Source organism: Microcoleus sp. BR0-C5 (assembly GCF_036705045.1).
Classification (GTDB): Bacteria; Cyanobacteriota; Cyanobacteriia; order Cyanobacteriales; family Microcoleaceae; genus Microcoleus.
Map to the genome: position 1 here is coordinate 119,675 of NZ_JAUBTR010000001.1, position 20,996 is coordinate 140,670.

Annotated in this window: 13 protein-coding genes; 7 read left to right on the forward strand and 6 right to left on the reverse strand. The window is 47.4% G+C overall.

The window, feature by feature from the left end; genetic code table 11:
* Positions 1-3,438 (reverse strand): two-partner secretion domain-containing protein (locus tag QUB08_RS00505; protein ID WP_333222505.1); only part of this gene is annotated, 3,438 nt, incomplete at its 3' end.
* A 540-nt stretch (positions 3,439-3,978) separates the two neighbouring features.
* Between QUB08_RS00505 and rnhA the strand changes: the two genes are divergently transcribed.
* The 5 genes from rnhA (at position 3,979) to blaOXA (ending at position 7,974) form a co-directional block, all read left to right on the forward strand.
* Positions 3,979-4,884: a ribonuclease HI gene (gene rnhA, locus QUB08_RS00510; protein WP_333222506.1), complete on the forward strand. Its 906-nt coding sequence runs from the start codon at positions 3,979-3,981 to the stop codon at positions 4,882-4,884.
* Between the two features lie 247 nt (positions 4,885-5,131).
* Entirely contained in the window at positions 5,132-5,920 is a 789-nt protein-coding gene (locus QUB08_RS00515) for a HipA family kinase (protein ID WP_333222508.1), read from the forward strand.
* A complete protein-coding gene (locus QUB08_RS00520; protein WP_333222510.1) occupies positions 5,898-6,362 on the forward strand; it encodes a DUF3037 domain-containing protein in 465 nt (154 codons plus the stop codon). The genes QUB08_RS00515 and QUB08_RS00520 overlap by 23 nt, the downstream gene beginning before the upstream one ends.
* Before the next feature lie 174 nt (positions 6,363-6,536).
* Positions 6,537-6,950, forward strand: a complete 414-nt coding sequence (locus QUB08_RS00525; protein ID WP_333222512.1) for an MAPEG family protein — start codon at positions 6,537-6,539, stop codon at positions 6,948-6,950.
* A 151-nt stretch (positions 6,951-7,101) separates the two neighbouring features.
* On the forward strand, positions 7,102-7,974 hold the full coding sequence (gene blaOXA / locus QUB08_RS00530) for a class D beta-lactamase (RefSeq protein WP_333222514.1): 873 nt from the start codon (positions 7,102-7,104) through the stop codon (positions 7,972-7,974).
* A 164-nt stretch (positions 7,975-8,138) separates the two neighbouring features.
* Here the strand turns inward: blaOXA and QUB08_RS00535 are convergent, their stop codons facing one another.
* Positions 8,139-8,684: a phosphatase domain-containing putative toxin gene (locus tag QUB08_RS00535; protein ID WP_333222516.1), complete on the reverse strand. Its 546-nt coding sequence runs from the start codon at positions 8,682-8,684 to the stop codon at positions 8,139-8,141.
* A gap of 57 nt (positions 8,685-8,741) precedes the next feature.
* On the opposite strand from QUB08_RS00535, the gene QUB08_RS00540 reads away from it, so the two are divergent.
* Positions 8,742-9,380 carry a pentapeptide repeat-containing protein gene (locus QUB08_RS00540; RefSeq protein ID WP_333222518.1) on the forward strand — a complete coding sequence of 213 codons (639 nt, stop codon included), beginning with the start codon at positions 8,742-8,744 and terminating at the stop codon, positions 9,378-9,380.
* Positions 9,381-9,738: 358 nt separating this feature from the next.
* Here QUB08_RS00540 and QUB08_RS00545 read toward each other — a convergent pair whose 3' ends face one another.
* Positions 9,739-10,803, reverse strand: a complete 1,065-nt coding sequence (locus QUB08_RS00545; protein WP_333222520.1) for a TIGR03032 family protein — start codon at positions 10,801-10,803, stop codon at positions 9,739-9,741.
* 416 nt (positions 10,804-11,219) lie between these two features.
* Between QUB08_RS00545 and QUB08_RS00550 the strand changes: the two genes are divergently transcribed.
* Positions 11,220-15,353 carry a DUF4347 domain-containing protein gene (locus QUB08_RS00550; protein WP_333222522.1) on the forward strand — a complete coding sequence of 1,378 codons (4,134 nt, stop codon included), beginning with the start codon at positions 11,220-11,222 and terminating at the stop codon, positions 15,351-15,353.
* Between the two features lie 88 nt (positions 15,354-15,441).
* Here QUB08_RS00550 and cruG read toward each other — a convergent pair whose 3' ends face one another.
* The 3 genes from cruG to QUB08_RS00565 form a co-directional block, all read right to left on the reverse strand.
* Positions 15,442-16,653, reverse strand: a complete 1,212-nt coding sequence (gene cruG / locus QUB08_RS00555; protein ID WP_333222524.1) for a 2'-O-glycosyltransferase CruG — start codon at positions 16,651-16,653, stop codon at positions 15,442-15,444.
* Between the two features lie 390 nt (positions 16,654-17,043).
* Positions 17,044-17,985 carry a gamma-carotene 1'-hydroxylase CruF gene (gene cruF / locus QUB08_RS00560; protein WP_333222526.1) on the reverse strand — a complete coding sequence of 314 codons (942 nt, stop codon included), beginning with the start codon at positions 17,983-17,985 and terminating at the stop codon, positions 17,044-17,046.
* 241 nt (positions 17,986-18,226) lie between these two features.
* On the reverse strand, positions 18,227-20,842 hold the full coding sequence (locus tag QUB08_RS00565; protein WP_333222528.1) for a CHAT domain-containing protein: 2,616 nt from the start codon (positions 20,840-20,842) through the stop codon (positions 18,227-18,229).
* Positions 20,843-20,996: the final 154 nt, after the last annotated feature.

Consider the following 20,996-nt stretch of genomic DNA (forward strand, 5'->3'; position numbering starts at 1 on the left):
ATTATTGGGATTATTGGGATTATTGGGATTATTGGGATTATTGGGATTATTGGGATTATTGGGATTATTGGGATTATTGGGATTATCGGGATTATCGGGATTATCGGGATTATTCGGATTGTCGGGATTAGTTGGTTGATTGGTAGTGACGATCGCACTATTGCCTTGAGTGTAAGAATTTATGAACGATTGTCCCTGAGTAATCGTACCTAAAGCATTGCTGGCGATCGCCCCAGCAGTACCATTAGTCGTCGCATCTCCCACCACAAAAGCCGTCGGCGGATTGACATCGCCGCCGCCGTGGCGGATCGTAACTGTACCGGGTTGAGTGTCGCCAAGAGTCGAGATGCTAACAGGAGTGCTGTTTTGGTCAAAAGTACCCGTCACTCGAACTAAACCCGGAGTTGCGATCTCAACATTACCGCCCGGAGCATTGATCGATGCAACACTGATATCATTTTGAGCGTTAAGATTTACTGTAGAAGTGCGATCGACCCTCACAACAGGATTAACATTTATTCGGCCAATTGCGATTTCGTTTCCCGCTAAAATTCCGACACTTTCAACAGCACTTATATTACCAGTGCTGACTGTTCCCCTGCTGCTAGTGACATCAACTGCAACTCCCTGCAAGTCTCGTGAATTTACATCTAGCGGCGCTATTAAATTGACATTTCCTGTTGTAGCGTCCGTATTGGCAATATTAATCCTTCCCGAATTGCTAGTTACATTAACTCCAACTCCCTGCAAATCTCCTGAATTTACATTGCCAGAAGTTGTCAAACTGACATTTCCTGTTGTGGCGTCGGTATTGCCAATATCAATACTTCCCGTATTGCTAGTTACATTCACTCCAACTCCCCGCAAATCTCGTGAATTTACATCCAGCGGCGCTGTTAAAGTGACAGTATTTGCTGTTGCAGTAGCGCGGCCAATATCAATAATTCCCGAACTGCTATTTACATTAATTTTTGTTCCCTGTAAATCCCCTGAATTTACATTTCCCGAACCTATTATATTAATATTCCCAAGAGATGTAGTATTACCGATCGCAATATTTCCCCCATCGCTATTGAGATCGACTGAGCCCCCCAGCAAACTCCCTGCATTTAAGTTGCTAGTTGCTCTCAAAGCAATCGTAGCCGCCGGAGCATTGATGGAATCAACGCTAATATTATTTAGGGCATCCAGATTGACTGTGGGAATGATGGGATTAACTGGATTTGTGGCGACAGGATTAACAGTTATTGCCCTTGTGCTGATGTCCTGTCCGGCTACAATTCTGACATCTCTCGAAGTAGCGATCGCACCCGTATTAACACTCCCATTACTGCTAGCAGTGACAGTCGCAGCGGTGAGATTGCCTACCGTTAAGTCCCTAAAAGCTGTCAAATTGATATTCTCAGTTGCTGTAATGTTGACTGGTGTTGTATTAGGAACAATGATATTGGCATCAGTCAAAACTCCCAATGCCCCGGAGTTACTGGTAATATCAACATTAGAGCCCTGCAAAGTCCCAAAATTCACATTGCCAAAAGCTCTGAGTACGATCGCCCCGGAAGTCCCAGTATCGATCGACCCTGTTACTATATTGCCTCGAACAGTATTCAGACTAATACTGCCGTTGAGATCAGCACGAAAAATGTCACTTGTCAATATAATATTGTCATTAGCTTGAATATTAATTGTCGAACTAGACGTTAATCTGCCCCCAACTACCACTCCTGCTTCCCTGCTTTCGAGATTAATTTGACCGCCATTAATATCTCTAGTTGCGATAATTCCCGGCGCTGACAAAATCACCGGCCCGCCAGCCGAAATATTTTCAACAGAAATCAAATTATTCGATAAAATAGACGCAGGAGTAAATATTGCATCGTCACCTAAAGGATTAGGTTGTTCATTATCACCCGGAGTATCCGTAGGAGAATTAGGAACATTAGGAGAATTTGCCAGATTTTGCACTCCCGCCCGCAGAATTAAGGCCGGACTGCTGGTTAAAATAGCAATATCTGGATCACCACTCACATTTTCCCTACCCAATGCAATATCAGGGCCGGTAATTGTAATATCCTCGGCAACAATGCTCCCCCTCGCCTCGACTTTCAGCGAAACTCCGGTATAATCTCCAAAGAAAACATCTCCTTCCGAACTGATAATCGGGTCAAATAAACTGACAAAGTTTCCCGGCATTCCCGACAAATTGCGAATCGAAAAATTGCCACCAGAAACAAAGTGGGCATCCCCCGAAATAACGCCGTTGCTAACCAAACTCAAATTGCCGCCGCTTTGGAATTGCGGGGGAAGAGATAAGCCGCCGATCGCATTTTGAGTGAGAATATCAATAGTGCGAGATCCCTGAATGTATAAATTCCCCCCAGCCTGCGACAAAAAAGGATTCAGGGCGCTGTCCCTGACCCGCACCGCATCCCCACCCAGCAAACTCAAATCCCCCGTAGTTTGCAGCCTAGCGCCCGCTAACGTCAGATTTCCCACAGCCCATAAATTCGCACTTCCCGCACTCAACTGCGGCAGCCCAGACACATTAGCAGCAATCACCACATCCCCAGAATTCACCTGCAAACCAGACCCCACAAGCCGCACAGAACCGTCATCAGCAACCGCAACACCCGCCGCCTGATTTTGCCCAGTACCTGTCAGCAACTGCGGCAAAGAAATAGGATTCAAAGTCTGTTGAGAATTAGCAAAATTTCCGCCCGTTGCTATTTCCAAACTCAACAAATGCCCCGGTTGACTAATACGGAGAATCTGATCTCCCCCAACAGCAGCAACAGTAATTTGCCCGCCCGCAGCCGACAACTGCCCGGTACTAACAACCGTACCGCCAACCAAAGCCAAATTTTGCCCAGGAGTCACCGCTAAATTGCCAGCATTAACAATACTTCCCGGTACACCCGCACCAAAATAAAAAGCATTTGGCGTACCAACCAAAGCGCTAAAATTATTTGTACCCGCAGCATTAAACCAATTTGAACCAAAACCGACACCAGTAGCAGTAGTTGCAGTAAAAGCCGCCGGCACATTCAAACTCGCGTTCGGGCCAAACACAATCCCCGCAGGATTAATGAGAAAAAGATTAGAATTGCCTCCCGTGACAGTAATTAAACCGTTAATTAGCGAAGCGTCCCCGCCAGCAATTCGAGCTAATATATTCTGAATAGCCGAATTAGTCAGAAAATTAGCAATTTGACCTTGATTCAAGCCAAACTGCCCAAAACTGTGAAAAAGATTCGCGCCGTCTCCCGACAAACTGCCGCCGTTGATATCATAGCGGTTGCCGATCGGCGTGACAACAGTACCCGTACCGTCAGCAGCAGGCACTATGGGCTGTGCTTGCGCGAAAGTATTAAAAATTAACAAAGAAAACGGACAAATAAATAGCGCAACCTTTTTAATCTTTAAGTTGGCATTTTTCATAAAAAAATTCGGTAAGTGGGAAACGAGCGTGTATTTAGACTGCTCGTGGGAAACGACGCGGCGGTTTCAACCGCCTTGAATCTTTTTTCATCGAAACCTCCGGGATACCGTGGGTTCCTTACTACCGCCTTGGGATTGATTGCTCGGTGTACTTTTGTAATGTACTTTCAATGGGACAATTTCCATCTCAAGCTCTCAACCCGCGAGCGCATAGTGTTTTGCTCAAATGAGCCTCCCTTGCGGGGTAATGTGCGCTTCGACCTGGTTATAAAGGCTTGTTAGACCTGCAACACTGTTTTAGTGACTTTAAAACTGTTTAATTGCAGATGACAGAGCGAAAAACTAGCGTCGCATTTTCCGGTGTCGTGACCTAAATAACGTCTCCGCCATGCGGGGGGTCTGGTCAGAACAGCTTGCAATTTCTTACAAGCTCAGTGACTTCAGTCCTGAGTTCCTGACAGCAGCAAGTAAAACTATCTCCATTGCCTGAATTATCGCACTTGCAAACAACTTACCTCTAAATTACACATTAATTCGCTCATGACAACTCCCAAAATCAAAAGCTTGTACACAGACGGCGCTTGTTCCGGCAACCCAGGCCCAGGCGGCTGGGGTGCAGTAGTTTGTTTCGCCGACGGCAAGTGTCACGAACTCGGAGGTGCAGACCCCCAAACTACTAACAACCGCATGGAAATGCAAGCTGCCGTCGCTGCGCTGGAATTTTTTGCCAATTCCGGTCAAACCGAACCCGTCACCGTTTACACCGACAGCGAATACGTTAAAAACGGCATCACCAAATGGATTCAAGGCTGGAAAAATAAAGGCTGGAAAACCTCAACGGGCAAAGATGTTGTCAACCAAGACCTCTGGCATCTGCTAGACAAGCTGAATTCCCGGCAAATCCAGTGGGAACACGTCCGCGGCCACTCCGGCGACTTCTACAACGACAGATGCGATGAAATCGCCCGCAGCTTCTCGCACAATCTCACTCCCCAACTGCAACAGCGCAAACCAACGGGAGACGAGGCCGGGGCGGGCACGGGGGCACCGCCCCTACGCTTTGACAACACAATTGTTTCGGAAGAAACGGACGCAACTGGTAACAAAACGATAGAATCCTATGTCATAACTTCTGACCTTCCGATCTCCAACTCTACCATGATGGATTCAACTGCCGATACCCTGGAGAACTTACCCCGCGAGGTGAGGGTTCAGGACCTCCGCAATCTGATCGAAACGTTGCACATCGCCGACGAGGTTGCTACGAAAGGCTACTTGATTACCAGTTCTGAACTGGCTGATTTGATGGATGTAAATGCCAGCGCTGTCACCAGTCGTGGAGACAACTGGGTTTGGCGAAATTGGGTAGTTTCGCGGGTGCGGCGCGAGGGAAACCAAATTCTCTGGCAATTAGAGAGAATCGACCACGTTAGTACAACTGATTAGTGGTTAGTCATGAGTTATTGGTTGATTAATGACTGATGACTAATGACTGTCTCAAAGCAAGATTTGGCAAAATTCCGTAGGGACACAACTAATGTTGTGTCCTTTTAGTCATCAGTTTACGAAACAAACTACTTAACATCAGTCCCAGTTAAAATAAAGAATCCAACTGTCTGTAAGCCCGTGTTCAAAACCCTCATAAAATCAGTGATTTCCCATCGAAAATCTCAACTCGCAAATCGAAAATAGCATGAGTATCAGCTTGCGAACAGTCACTGCTACCAGATATGTCACTCCTTTGCGCGAGGGCGGGTCGCTACCCGCGATCGTCGAAGCAGATGATGATGGTATGTACGTGCTCAAATTTCGCGGTGCGGGCCAGGGAGCAAAATCTCTGATCGCTGAGCTAGTGGCGGGAGAGATTGCTCGCGCCTCCGGGCTCCCAATCCCCGAACTCGTCTTTGTTGAACTCGATCCCGAACTGGCTCGCACTGAGCCTGACCCGGAAATTCAAGATTTGATCCGAGCAAGTGCTGGCCTCAACCTCGCCCTTGACTATCTCCCCGGCTCCATCACTTTTGACCCGATAGCGGGGAAGTCCGATGCCGATTTGGCCTCAGAAATCGTCTGGTTCGATGCTTTCGTGACCAACATCGATCGCACGTCGCGCAATGCAAATATGCTGGTATGGCACCGCCGGCTTTGGCTGATCGATCACGGTGCAGCCCTCTACTTCCACCACACCTGGAAAGATTATCTCTCGCGCAGCCGCGATCGTTTTCTCCCAATCAAAGACCACGTTCTGCTGCGTTTTGCGAGCACGCTGGAAGCGGCAAATTCAAAGATGACTCAAAGGCTAACGCCGGACATCATTGGCAACATTGTTAAACTAATTCCTGATACTTGGCTGGTGGGAGATTCTCCTTTCAGCGATAGCAACGAACATCGGAATGCTTATATTGAGTACCTGCTAAATCGGCTAGAATCACCACATATTTTTTTGGAGGAAGCGATTAGTGCCCGATCGATTTCTTTATGATTACGCCATTATCCGCGTCGTTCCCAAAGTTGAGCGGGAGGAGTTTATCAACGTGGGGGCAATAGTTTCCTGCGGTACGAAAAAATTCCTCGAAGCCCGTATCGAAATTGATGAACAGCGCTTGATGGCGATCGACTCAACGTTGGATCTGGAAATGATTCGCAATCACCTAGCAGTCATTCCCATCATTTGTGCAGGCGGCAAGGAATCTGGCGCGATCGGTCAACTTCCCCACAGAGAGCGCTTTCACTGGCTCGTAGCACCCCGCAGCACGATTGTTCAGACATCGCGGGTACACACTGGTTTTTGCCAGAATCTACCGGGTGCGATCGAACACTTGCTCGATACAATGGTGCGATCGTCTTGCCGAAAACCCTCTGTAAAGGCTCCGTTGCTAGGGGTTAGAAATGACACTCACGAGATGCGATCGCACTCTAGTTAGCGTCAGCTTGTCGGTGAGATGCTGCTTTGAGCTTGGTGAGCGATCTATCCATTTCGGAAAACAGTCAGAATAGAAGCATCCTCAAGCTGTTTTAGCTAAAAATGAGAACGCCAGAACAAGAGTCTTGACCGATAACTTTTCTAAGTCTTAGCAGCAGTTTCGCAAGGTAGAAAGATGATGCAAATTGAACAGACAAATATGACTTTCCCTCTCTGGGGTTTAGCAATTTTCATTGGGTGGACGATCGCAGTCGTTATCTTGTTGCTAGCAGTCAGGATTCGGCATCTATCTGCGGGCGGCTCTGTAAAAGATTTCGGCACACAAAACGACGACAGCTTGCTTTGGCGACTATTTCGAGTACAATCCAACTTGATAGAAAACCTGCCTTTGTATTTGGGAGTTGTTTTTCTTCTAACCGTTAGGGGTGTTTCAGGAACAGCAGTTGATTTGCTGATTGTTGTGTACATCATATTTCGGCTTGTACATTCAGCGATTCACATCGCTGGTCTCGATCCAAAGTTTCGGTTGTTCAGCTTAGTAATTCAGTTAAGCTGCTTGGTCGCCTTAACTATTATGGCAGTTTTATAGTTAAGTAATTACGCAATTGACAGCTATATATAGTAGGGTGCGTCAGGGGCTAACCCTAATTGTTTCGTAGACAGCCTAAGTCAGACGCACCTTACAAGTCGATCGCTCCTGTGACATTACTGCCTGTGATTTGGCTAACTTATTGAAGTTTATGAACCGAATATCTCGTGCGATCGCTGTTATTTTAATTGTATTAGGCTGCATTATTTCTGTTTTAGTTCAGCCACCGCAATCAGCCTTAACCGTGCCACATCCAGTGCAAGAATCTCCACGACGCCGAGGAGATGTTGCTCAGACAATTAATTTTGGACGGCACTTTCAAGAACTAGGAGTTCAAGGCTCGATCGCGATTTACGATTTGAATGGCGATCGCTTTTATCAACACAACCCGCAGCGTAATGAGACAGCTTTTTTACCCGCATCAACATTTAAGATTCTCAACTCTCTGATTTCCTTAGAAACAGGGGTGATTTCAGATGAGATTGCCGTGCTAACTTGGGATGGAATTCAAAGGCAAATTCCCGCATGGAATCGAGACTTGAATATGAGACAAGCCATGAAACTTTCCGCCGTTTGGTTTTACCAAGTTCTCGCCCGCCGAGTCGGACACGAGCAAATGCAAAAATGGGTAGCTAAAGTCGGTTATGGCAACCAAAAAATCGGTAACAAAGACGATATTGACAAATTCTGGTTAGAGGGAGAACTGCGAATCACACCCAAGGAGCAAATTCAATTTCTCCGCCGTCTCTACAAAAATGACTTACCCTTTTCTGAGCGATCGTTGTCTCTGGTGAAAGACATTATAATTGTTGAACAAACTCCCGATTACACAATTAGGGCAAAGACAGGCTGGGCCAGTTTTGGAGAAGAAACAAAGCCTCAGATTGGCTGGTATGTAGGTTATTTAGAAAAGGATAAAAATGTTTACTTTTTTGCTACAAACATTGACCTCCGCAACAATAATGACGGATCTGCAAGAATAGAGTTAACGCGCCGTTGCTTCAAGGATCTTGCGCTGCTGTAAGTGCGTTATTTGTTTTCTAATATTCGCAAAAACGCCAGCGGGGCGGCTAACGGTGACAACCAAAACACCCATTTATTCGATGCCTGAGTTCGATCGGAGGAAACCGAGTCTTTTAAATATTTTAGGACTTACGCAATTGGCACATATATATAGTTGCTATAGTGCTATATATCATTTCTCGCAGCAAGGCGACAATCATCTAAGAGAGCATTAAGTTCTTCAACGACTAGCCAGGGGTTTCGACCTTTCAAACAAGCTACGCTCGCAGCTTCATAGGGATTTCTGCCAGTTTTTTTTACTGCTGCGATCGCCTGTTTGTTAGACAATCCCCGCGCGCTGACCAACCAAGCAGCCAAAACCTGTCCTGTACGTCCGATCCCCCCAGAACAGTGAACTACCACCCGTTCGCCCGTGCTATTTGCAGATTCCAAGAACGGCAATATGCGATCGATTAAAATATCGCGATCGACTAATTCAAAGTCTGCAATCGGCGCCCAGCAAACTCGATCGCACCCAAATACTTTCCGATATGTTCCCAGTAAATCAGTGTAGCGGATGAGTTGGGTCTGAGCAAGCAAGCAGCAAACTTGCTTGATATTATGCCCCTGCATAAATTCAATCCAGCGAGCAATTTCTGCATCGCGGTATCCTGGTCTGGCTGCACCAAACACAATTAATTCATTCTCTGAAGCCGCAGCGAATTTGTGCATACTGTTTTCAATATTTTTACTTATAATTAAGAAAGACCAAAAAATCCTGAATCAACAGTGAAAAACAACAGCTCGATCGCCTTAATGAACTGGCTGCAACCCAAACCAGAAACCGTTTTGCTATGCGACTCAAGTGCAGCAGCTTCTGACATGGCATTTATGCTCAACGGTGAGTGGGATGGGTGCAATAGTTTGGTGATCCCTAAATCCGACAAGGTAGCAATTGAAGCAGCCGCTAGTTTGCTGGAGACATCGTGGTGCTACCAAAATACTTGCGAACCGGTTTTAATTCGGCTGGAAGTTGAGGAATTGCTGCGCCGTTATAGGATTGGAGACAGGTTTTTCATTAATGGTAACTTGCGATGCGCGCAATTGAGCGAACTTTGCTTGGAAAACATTGATTTGAGTTATGCTAAATTAAATTTGGCTAACCTAAGCGGCACTAATTTAAGCAAAGCCAACTTAATGGCAGCACAGATACAATCCGCAAATTTGAGTGGCAGCAATTTGAGTAAATCGCAACTTGTGAGGGCGAATTTATCAGGAGCAAATTTATCAGATGCTAATCTCAGAGGTGCGGATTTGAGTTATGCAGATTTAAGCAATGTTTGCTTAACAGGTGCTGACTTAAGAGGTGCAAATTTAGCGAGAACAGACTTAAGAAAAACAAGCTTAGATGGAGCGATTTTTGAGTAATATCAAATCCCGCTTAAATACTTTCTCTCACACCCCGTGGGTAAATCCTGTAAACATTTTAACATCAAACCGACATTCCGGCAGGGGTTGAAACCCCTGCCTCAAAGCGCAAGTCCTCTAAAAGAGGACTGATGAGTTCTTGAGTCCTCTTTTAAAGGACTTTAGCTATTAGACAGGGGTTTCCACCCCTGGCGGATTAGCGGGTGGGGGGGAGGAGTGGTGGACTAAAAGCTTAAGTTGACACGCTTTGGGTAATGCCGTTTCCCTACGGCGATTGATCGCACTTCCGGGGTGTGCTTCATAAACGTGGAATCTGCTGTATCTGCGTCCATCCGCGTACATCTGCCACCATCTGCGGTTAAAGTTCCAAAGTAATTAACTGAGCAATTTCTTCAGTTTGAAAACCTACAGCCATAGGCTTTTGCACTGTCGGAATCACTTGCACATCATAGAGTTCTGTGACAATCCCTTCAAACCGCAACCAGTGAACGATCGCCCCAGTAGTCAAATCGATCGCCATTATACCGCAGCGAGGCTCAGCATCCTTAGCTGCTAACAACTCATCCAATTCTAAACCGCTAAAAGTATTGTCACCACCCCTCGGTTTCGACAGTCCAACAATCGCCCAATTTTGCCAAAATGCCAGTCCTCGGACATAGCCCGGACAAAACGCGATCGCCTCAAATTTCCCTGTATCTAAATCCACATAACCCAATTCCCCTCTCCCCGAATTCAGCAGCCACAATTTATCTTGATACCAGCGCGGCGAGTGAGGCATTGACAATCCTGTGACGATAATATCATTAGATTCAATATCAATAACTATACCGCCGTTTTGTCGGCGATCGCGCCAGCCATCCACCACATCCGACTGACTCGACGCCGTGACATATTTCGGTTCTCCACCTACCATTGCCAAACCGTTGAGGTGACAGCGGTCTTCATTGATATATTGTGAGATAAAACCGGGTTTCCAGAGAGGTTTGCAACTGTGGCGATCGCTCAAAGTAGCGATACAATTAAACAAAGTGCTAATAAAAATGATTTGGTTATTTTTATCGACAGCGATATCGTGAATGTCGATATCTCCTGTAGTATAGCCGATTCTTGGTATATATAATTTATCGTATTCTTGGTATAATTTCCCGGATTCTAAGACATTATCTAATTGCCAGAGTTGATATTTGGAACTTAAGTAAATGCGTTCCGGCGTGCAGAAAAGCCCCATTGCGCGATCGAAGATTCGCCAAAAAGCCGAGATTCTGTTCGTTTCTGGCACCGCACCAATTAACATTAACCTGCTGGTTTGATAGGTAGTGCAAGCGAGGCTGATTTGTTGTTGGGTTAACCAATAGGGAAAATCGCGATCGCCAAAAATCTCGTGTTCTTGGACTGTATTGAAAGTGGCTGGTTCGTTATTCATAGAATCTGGAAAATCTTTATATTATATATCCAAAACGTAGGGGCGGATTTTACCGACAATAATTGCCTAAAATGCACAATCTCGTAAACCCCCCCACGAACACGTCAAATCCCAATCTTTCTCTTTTTAGATACAATGGGCGGGTTTTACCGACAATAATTGCCTAAAATCAATAATCTCATAAACTCGCCCCGACTTCGACTTTTTATAATTCTTTAAGATAACTATATAAATATAAAGGTTTTGTAAAGAAGAAGCTCAACCACTGACAGTACACTCGAACCCTGCTAAATTTCTCTTAGTTAAAAATGTAGCGTGTCATCTGCCACCTGGTAGAAATACCGCCTCCTAACTCAAATCCGGCTACAGAGCTTTTGCAGCTCAAAAACAAGGCATTCTACTGGAACCAAAAGCAGATGAAAACTCTAGTTAAAATTAACCCCAACAAAAAATTTTTTCTTCCCTTGGTTGCTTGCTTTAGCAATCCACAAAAAGAAATAGTTATCCTTGACCCCGCAGTACCCGACAGCAACCACATAGCCTCTGGCATCAAACCGGGCACGGCAACCTACATCCTCGAAAGCCAGCCTGATGCCATAGAGCAAATCACCACACTTCTAGCTCAGCATAAAGGCATCGAAGCCCTACACATCATCACACACGGTAGCCCCGGCAGCCTGTACTTAGGCACAAAAGAACTAAACAGCAGCAACATCCAAAACTACACCCAACAGTTGCAAGAGTGGCGAAACAGGCTTACTGCGAACGCCAGCATCATATTGTATGGATGTAACGTAGCAGCCGGAGACAGAGGCCACCAATTCCTCACTCAACTCCACCAACTCACAGGCGCAAACATCGCCGCCAACCCCACTACCACAGGTAACAGCAAATTAGGCGGTAACTGGGATATCCCCCAACTCATCCCCCCATCTCCCCAAAAGCCCAAACTGGTCCTCACAGAAACCACCCTCAAAACCTACAACGGCGTACTACTCAGCCCCCCTCCTCGTGTCGGTCCCAGCGACCTCAGCATCGGCGACTTCAACGGCGACGGCAAACCTGACTTAGCAACGGCGAACGGGAGTAGCAGCACCGCCTCCATCCTGCTCAACACTACCCCCACCAACGCCACCACCCCCTCTTTGGCCACCAAAGTAGACTTCACAACTGGCAGTTACCCCGCCTCCGTCAGCATCGGCGACTTCAACGGCGACGGCAAACCTGACTTAGCAACGGCGAACGGGGGTAGCAAAACCGCCTCCATCCTGCTCAACACCACCCCCACCGGAGCCACCACCCCCACTTTCGACCCCCAAGTCTCCTTCGCAACTGGTGGTGGCGGCAGAGCCGTCAGCATCGGCGACTTCAACGGCGACGGCAAACCTGACTTAGCTGTGACGAACTACGGCAGCTACGGCAGCAACAACGTCTCCATCCTGCTCAACACAACCTCCACCGGAGCCCTCACCCCCACTTTTGCCACCAAAGTAGACTTCCCTACTAGCGGTTACCCCGCCTCCGTCAGCATCGGCGACTTCAACTTGGACGGGAAACCAGACTTAGCTTTGGCGGCGAACTTCGGTAGCGACAACGCCTCCATCCTGCTCAACACTACCCCCACCGGAGCCACCACCCCCACTTTCGCCACCAAATTTGACTTCCCTACGGGCGCTCGCCCCTTCTCCCTCAGCATCGGCGACTTCAACGGCGACGGGAAACCTGACTTAGCAACGGCGAACTACGGTAGGGACAACCCATCGCTCCTGCTCAACACCACCACCACCAACGCCACCACCCCCACTTTCGCCCCCAAAGTTGACTTTCCTACTGGCGGTTACCCCAGCGACCTCAGCATCGGCGACTTCAACTTGGACGGGAAACCAGACTTAGCTTTGGCGAACCCTTTCAGCCCCAGCCCCTCCATCCTGCTCAACACCACCCCCAAAGTTACTGCTGTCACCGCCACCACTGCTGACGGTAGCTACGGTGTCGGTTCTACTATCAATATCACCGTCACCTTCGATGCTGCTGTCACCGTCACTGGCACACCGCAACTGCAGCTAGAAACCGGCACAACTGACTCTTTTGCCAACTACGCCTCTGGTAGCGGCGGTACAGCCCTCACCTTCAACTATGTAGTGCAAGCGGGAGACACATCCGGTGACTTAGAATACCTCGCCACAAATGCCCTCACCCTCAACGGTGGCACAATTAAAGAAACTGTTGCTACAGCCTTTGATGCCATCTTAACCCTCCCCACTACCGCCTCAGCCAACTCCCTCGGCGGTAGCAAAGCCATCGTTATTGACACTGTTGCACCAACCATCACCAGCGTCGCCTCTACTACCACTGACGGTAGTTACGGCACAACTGGCAACATCAACGTCACCGTCAACTTCAGCGAAGCAGTTACCTTAGCAGGCGGTAACATGAGTGTCACCTTAGACACAGGTGGCGCTGTCACTCTTACACCTTTTACGGGTACATCTGGTGTGGGTACATACACTCCAGCAACCGGACAAAAGAGCATTGATCTCAACTCAACAGGCATAACTTTAGGGGGAGATGCAACCTTAAAAGATGCTGCTGGCAATAATGCCAACTTAACTATTCCTGCGGGACAATCTTTAGCGGATAGCAAAGCCATAATTGTAGACACTGTTGTGCCCACAGTTGCCTTAACATCAACATCCGCAACAACCATAAACGCACCATTTTTAGTCACAGCAACTTTCAGCGAAAACGTTACAGGATTTAGTGAAAGCGACGTTAATGTTACTAACGGTACGGTTAGCAGTTTTCCAGGTGGCGGCAGCAATTATACTTTTACCGTTAAACCTACTGCTGATGGTAATGTCACCGTTGATATCCCAGCAGCCAAAGTTACGGATACCGCTGGTAATAACAATACCGCAGCGACTCAACTAACTCGCACTGCTGATATCACCGCACCCACAGTTGCCTTAACATCAACATCCGCAACAACCACAAACGCACCATTTTTAGTCACAGCAATTTTCAGCGAACACGTCACAGGATTTAGTGAAAGCGACGTTAATGTTACTAACGGTACGGTTAGCAGTTTTCCAGGTAGCGGCAGCAATTATACTTTTACCGTTAAACCTACTGCTGATGGTAATGTCACCGTTGATATCCCAGCAGCCAAAGCTACGGATACCGCTGGTAATAACAATACCGCAGCGACTCAACTAACTCGCACTGCTGATCTTACCGCACCTACTGCTAACTTGGGGGCAATTTCTAACATTACTACAGCGGGTGGTACAACTCAGACATTGACAGTTAGTTTTACTGATGATAGCAGTGGAGTTGATGTTAGCAGTTTAGATAATTATGATGTTTTTGTAAAGTGGTCTGGGGGCGCTATTCCTGCTAGTTTTTTCAGTGTTGATACTAATAGTAATGGTACGCATCGGGCAGCAACTTATTCGTTTATTCCTCCCGGGGGGAGTTGGAACAGTTTTGATAATGATACTTACACGGTGAGTTTACAAGCATCGCAGGTAAAAGATGCTGTTGGTAATTTCGCTGCTGTTAGAAGTTTGGGTAATTTTAGTGTTAATGTGCCGACACCGACACCGACGCCATCAGAAACACCAACACCAACAACTAACAACATCCCCAACGATGACTGCATCTGCGATGACATTGCTTATCCCAACTTAAGCCAACCCAATACAGTTGAAAACACCATACTCGGTGAATCGCCAATTCAAATAGGCACTGCCAAAAACGATGGATTTTTAGGCAGCAACAACGGCAATATATTCGATGCCAAATCCGGGGATGATAACTTATATGGTGGCGACAGCAGCGACATATTAAACGGCAACAAAGGCAATGATTTTATCAGCGGTGGCACAGGTGATGACATTTTATTGGGAGATGAAGGAAACGATATCATTATTGGTGAGTTCGGCAATGATTTAATCTTGGGAGGCAAAGGCAATGACTCCCTAAATGGCAGCGAAGGTAATGACATCGTTTATGGGAATAAAAATGATGACTTCATCGATGGTGGCAAGGATAATGACACCTTATTTGGAGGCAAAGGGAATGACATAGTGCTTGGTAGTCAAGGTGATGACTACCTGTTTGGAAACCAGGGCTCGGATACCATCTGCGGCGGTGAAAGTAATGATTTCATCAGTGGTGACGAAGCGGCAGATATTCTGGGAGGGTGTGAAGGAAATGATACTCTTTATGGAGGCGAAGACAACGATACTCTCAGTGGTTGTCAAGGTGATGATATTCTTTACGGAGACTTGGGCAATGATAGTTTGATTGGCGGTAGCGGCAACGATATCTTTGTCTTAAAAGCTGGTAAAGGATTTGATATTATTGCTGATTTTACAAGCGGTCAAGATTTGATTGGATTAACAGGTGGTTTGAGTTTTGGTCAGTTAGGAATAACTCAAAATACTCAGGGAACTCTCATCAAAAATGTCTTGACAGGAGAGGAGTTAGGTGTGATGATTGGAGTGAGTGCGAATGCAATAACATCGGCTAATTTCCGGTTGATTTAGGAAATCAAGAAAAGTACGATCGCCCATTCACTCCCAAAGGGCGATCGCACTTCTACCAATTTTAAAAGACCTAGCCAAAATTTAACGATTATTCATACTTTCTGCCGCGCCACTGAGTAGGCTGATTTAAAGCAGAAATTAGAATTCGCAAAAACGCTAACGGATCGGCCAAAGGTGACAGCCAAAACAGCCATTTACCCGATGCCCCAGTTGTATCGTAAGAAGGCGCGATCGCCAAACACAAAGCCGATCGCACTGCCACCAAAAATACATTCAATCCCAACAGCCAAAAGTGCGGAAATACACCAACCGGCGGCAGCGAACCAAACAACAAATAGCACAACACAATCGGCACCGGCAAACCTTGAACCGCCAACAACAGCCACAAATCGCCCCAGATTTGACCGCCAGAAGCAGCATCTTTTAAATCGAGCGATCGCCCCCACTCATTCCAAGTCTCGATCGCCCCCTCATACATCCGCACCTGCAACACCTTAGCCCCATCCAAAAAGCCCACCTTAAAGCCCTTAGCAGCCGCATAGCGAGCCAGAGTCACATCATCGCAAAAAGAACCTTTTGCGACTTCATAGCCTCCCAATGCCACCAAAACCTCGCGCTTACACAAGAAACACTGACCGTTCGCCATCACCCGTTCCGGCACATCCCCGCCAGTCCCCGTCGGCCCGAACCGATAAACCAAAGTCATTAACAAAGCAGGTTGCAGCCACAACTCCCCCGGATACTTGAGGATAAACTGCGGCGACAGCGAAATCAAATCGTAATTTCCAGCTTTCGCCGTTTTGAGTAAACTCGCAATCAAACCCGGATGCGGCACAGTATCCGCATCGATGCCCAAAATCCACTCGCACTTCTGGGAACTTGCCAAAAAACCTGCATTCAGCGCCCAGGGACGCCCTACCCAGCCCGCCGGCAGCGGATCGTCGTTAATCAAGCGAAACCGGGGGTCTTTTTGTGCGGCTGCTTTGACTAAATCTCCGGTTCCGTCTACCGAATAGCTGTCAACCACAATCGCTTCTCGGAGTTCGTAACTTTGGCGGCTTAATCCTTCCAAACAAGGGGAAATGCGATCGGCTTCGTTCAAAGTCGGTACTACCGCAGTACAAGCACCCAACATATCCAGCGTCGGCGAATCGGGTTCGAGGGGCGGGATGCGCGATGGGCCTTTAATCAGACGCGACATCAGAATGGCTGCGGCGGGCAATTGCAGCAGCAGGAGTGCGACAGCGATGATAGTTGTCAGCGATTGGGAGAAGAGGTGAGGGGCGATCGGGAAAACCATACTATTGAAGAATTGGGAATGACTGACTGGATATGGGTCAATACGGTTCAGTTAACACTGTTAATTCCCCGGAGATCCCCCTAAATCCCCCTTAAGAAGGGGGACTTTGAGTAAGTTCTTGTCCCCCCCTTTTTAAGGGGGGCTAGGGGGGATCGGTCTTATCTGAAACGTATTGGGATATGGGTTGGGAGCTTATTTACAGTTCATTTTTTTGGTAACTAATATCAATTTTAAAAATTTATTAAATTTTGGTCTCAAACATATTACAGGAATTGGGAATTAAAAAATCGCCACTGAAAAACCCGGTTTTTTGTAGAAACCGGGTTTTTAAACTAGCTCAAAATTTAGTGTAAATTTTTGCTAAATCAGCCACAGTTGCTCGCTAGCAACTCACTTACGCAAAACGCCCACGGGCTGAGGTGGAATTTCAGCCGCGATAACAGATTTCTCCAAAGACGGCATTGTTTCTGTTACGTCACCTGCTGCGGGTTTAGCGATCCAGCTTAACGCGATCGCCGGAACTACGCCCAGAAGCACCGCTAGCGATGTCGGGAACCAGAACCGAGAATCCAACGAAGTTACAGTGATAATTGCTCCGAAAGCAAAGTTTACCAAATAAACAATTAAGGGCAAACCCAATTCCGATCGCTCTAATTTAATCGGTGTTTTTCTCCACAAGAAAGCTGCTACAGACATAAATAGCGCGCCCGTACCCATCCAGCCAGCCAAATTGCGATAAGGCATCCCAAAGAAAGCCCCAAGTTCCTCAAACTCCCAAAAAGGCACAGAAGTTTGACTCATCGCCGGATCTAGTACAAAATCCCAAGCTGTTAGCAGCAAAGCACCAAGGGCGATCGCCCCTATTTGGCGCACCCAGTTTAGTTCGCCTTTACCGCCAGCCACTCCAGCCCGAGCAATTATGTAGGAAACCAGTCCCAGATAAAACCACGAGAGGGGAATTGTAAACGGAACCAGCCCTGCAATTTTGTAACCCAAACCGCTCAAATAGTGGTAGTGGCCGAAGGGAAAACCCGTACTCGTTCCCAACAACTCGCTACTCAAGGACAAAAACACAGAAGGCAGTAAAAAACCCAGAGTTGCACCCCAACCCAACGTCCGCAAGGAATAGAGAGCAACTGCTGCTGCACCAAAGATGATATAAACTACTCCACCCCCAGCCATCCCCCACTGGAATAGCGTTTGCCCTGCTGGTGGCAAACTCATCACCAATTCGGGACGGGGTAAAATCAGCAGCAACCCTGCCAATCCAAAAGCCATTGACAAGACGTGGGCAATTAGGCAAAAGCGCTCAGCAATCAAAAGTTGCTTCATGGGACTCCTCGAAAAAATATTAGATGCAGAAAGCACTCTTAACAGTTTACAAACTTTAACAAAAAACCAACTGCATTTCAGTTAGTTGTCTGTTGACTGTTGTCTGTTGACTGTTGACTGTTGTCTGCCAGCCCGAGGCCCGATTCCCAATGCCCAATGCCCGATTCCCAATGCCCGATGCCCGATGCCCGATGCCCGATGCCCGATGCCCGATGCCCGATGCCCGATGCCCGATCTTAAATCATTGCCAATTGCCCACAAGCACGAAAGGTGCCCAGAAATATGGATTCTGATACTCTGGGTTTTGCAACAGAGTTAATTGAGCGTTGCGGAGGGCTTCAGCTTTGCTGGTTTTAGAAGAAGCAAGCTGCCGATAAAACTCAGTCATAAAGATAGCTGTAGATTCGTCGTTGACTTGCCAAAGGGTGGCGGCGGTGCTGCGGGCACCCGATCGAATTGCCGCCCCGGCCAAACCCAAAGCCGCGCGGTTATCGCCCGAAGCAGTTTCGCAAGCACTCAAAACCAAAAGTTCGATCGCCTGTTGTTTCTCCCCAGTGCGGGCTCGCAGCAGTTGATCGAACTCCTTAACATTCACTTTCTGATCCCAAGTCACAATAAAAGTATCCGCTGCATTCGAGCTAAACTGACCGTGAGTGGCCAAATGGACGATCGGGTAAGACAAGGCTTTAATTCGATCGTGCAATCGCCCGCTGACAAAATCTTCATTCAGCAGCGAACTCGCCGGCATCTCGGCTGCAATTTGTTCAACTTCCTCCTTCACCCCCGGCAAAGCCGAGAAGCCTTGACGCGCTTCCGAGAGGCCAGCGGTGAGCACTTTTAACTTGACTTTGTTCAGCGGTTTCGGTGCCAGCAATTGCAATCCCGGCGCCAAAGCAATACTGTATTTTTCTACCAAAAACTTTTCACCGTCGTGGAGCACCGCCATCGGCAGATTTCGCAAGTAACCGTCGAGCACAAATACCAGGGTTTTAATCCCGCTGGCGGTCAAATCCGCCTCTGCGGGGCGGATTAACCAGTCGTAAACCTGTTCGACGGGTAGCCTCCTGTCGCGGGGGAAAGAAGCAGGCCTGATGGTATTTTTGGCTTGTCTGAAGGCAGTTTCCAACTCGGCTTGAGACTTCTTCGTAGCGTAGCGGCGCAGAGGTTTGCCGGGAATTGATAAAATTACCTCCAAACGATCGCTCAAAATAATCGGATAAATCACCGCCGCTGTCGGATCAATTTCCTCGATCGACTTTGGTTTAGCATCAGCGCAAGCATCCCGAAAAAAGTTGTCTAATTCCGCCAACTGCAAAGATTCCACCGTTTGGCGCGCTAGTTTCAATTTAGCTTGACTGGGAGATTCCTCTTGCAAAAGCATCCCGACTAATTCCCGATAAACCGGTTCGGCACTTTCCCGAAACGAAAATTGCACTTCGGGATTGACTGTCACCAAATCGCCCCGCAGAGAAGACAATATATTGACAGCTTGAGTATATTGAACGATCGCCCCTTCTGTCTTTCCCTGAGCTTTCTCAATCCGTCCCAGTTGCCAAAACAATTGGTAAGCAATATCGGGAGATTGAAACGCCGGTGCTAAACTCAAAGCCTCAGTTGTGAGATTTTCCGCTTTCTGATACTGCTGTTGGATTTCCGATAGTTTGCCTTTAGCTGCCAGAATATAAGCTTGTATTCGTTTGTCGCCCAAACTGTTTGCTGGTTCGAGAGAGCGATCGAGCATTTTGTCAATATCGCTTAAACTCAAAGTTTCCGCAGGCGATTGAGATAATTTCATCAAGCTTTGAGCTAGATTAATTTGAGCGTAAAGTCCGGCGCGATTGGACCCAAATTGAGCGACTTGAGGTTCAATGGAACGCCACAAATCTTCTGCCTCCGCCCAATTTGTGCGATCGATCAACAAACTCAACTGGTTTAACTTTGCCTGAATTTGTAGGAGCGATCGATCCGGCATCGCCTGGGCCGATCGAGCATAATACTCTAGGGCAAAGCGTTCCCAATCAGCCCGCTGTTCCGCTGTCAAACCCGGTTTATTGCTTTTAGCCCGTACCGTATTGCCCAGATTGAGATAAATTGCAGCCTCCTCTGGGCGGGAATCTAATTTTTGGGCTGCTTCGAGTCCAACCGACAGCACCTCCTGCGATCGTTCCAGTTGTCCCAAAACCCGCAACACCCGCCCTAAAGCATGAATTGCCCGGACTTGTTCGAGGGAAACTGGCTGATTTTTCAAACTTGCCAAACCCGCTGCCGAAACTTCGCAAGTTTGGTTTTCCAACTGGAAAGAAGCTAATAGCATTTTGCAAGCTCTGGGGTAAAGTCCCAGAATTTCCCAAGCCCGACTTTGATTAATTTGAACTTGAAAAAGTGGGTTCTTTCTATCAATTTGCTCGAAAATTTTAGCAGCTTGCGTCCAAATCTCGATCGCATCTTGAGTCCGCCCCCGTTCGAGTTGCAACTGTCCTTGAATGTTGAGAGTTTCAGCCAAAATTCGCTGCTGTTCGGGAGTTTTGGCTTGTGTTCGCACAGCCGACAAACTCGAATTTACAGCTTTTTCTGCTTCTTCCCAAAGCGCCAACTGCCCGTAGGTTGCAGCTAAATTGCTCAAAGCCGTGGCGCGATCGAGATTTTCGCCTTTTGCCTCAAACTGCGCCGCCGCTTGCTGCAACAAAGGTACAGCTTCCGAAAAACGTTCCTCTTGGTACAGAGTTCGAGCTTGTCGAACAAGCTGCACCGTTTGTGGTGGATTAAGCTGAGCAACTCCGGGAGGAATCGCAACGGATAGCAGACAGGAAATCACAAATAACAGAATTACTTGTCGGAGCGATCGGGTAAACTTCATAGTTAGAAAATAAAATTACAACCGCAGACACACCTACTAATTAACCCAAATACATCTTATTCTCTATCTGCGTTAATCCGCGTTAATCCGCCTACATCTGCGGTTAAACTGAGATGTTGCACCATTCTCAATTACTTGTTTAGGAACAGGCTTT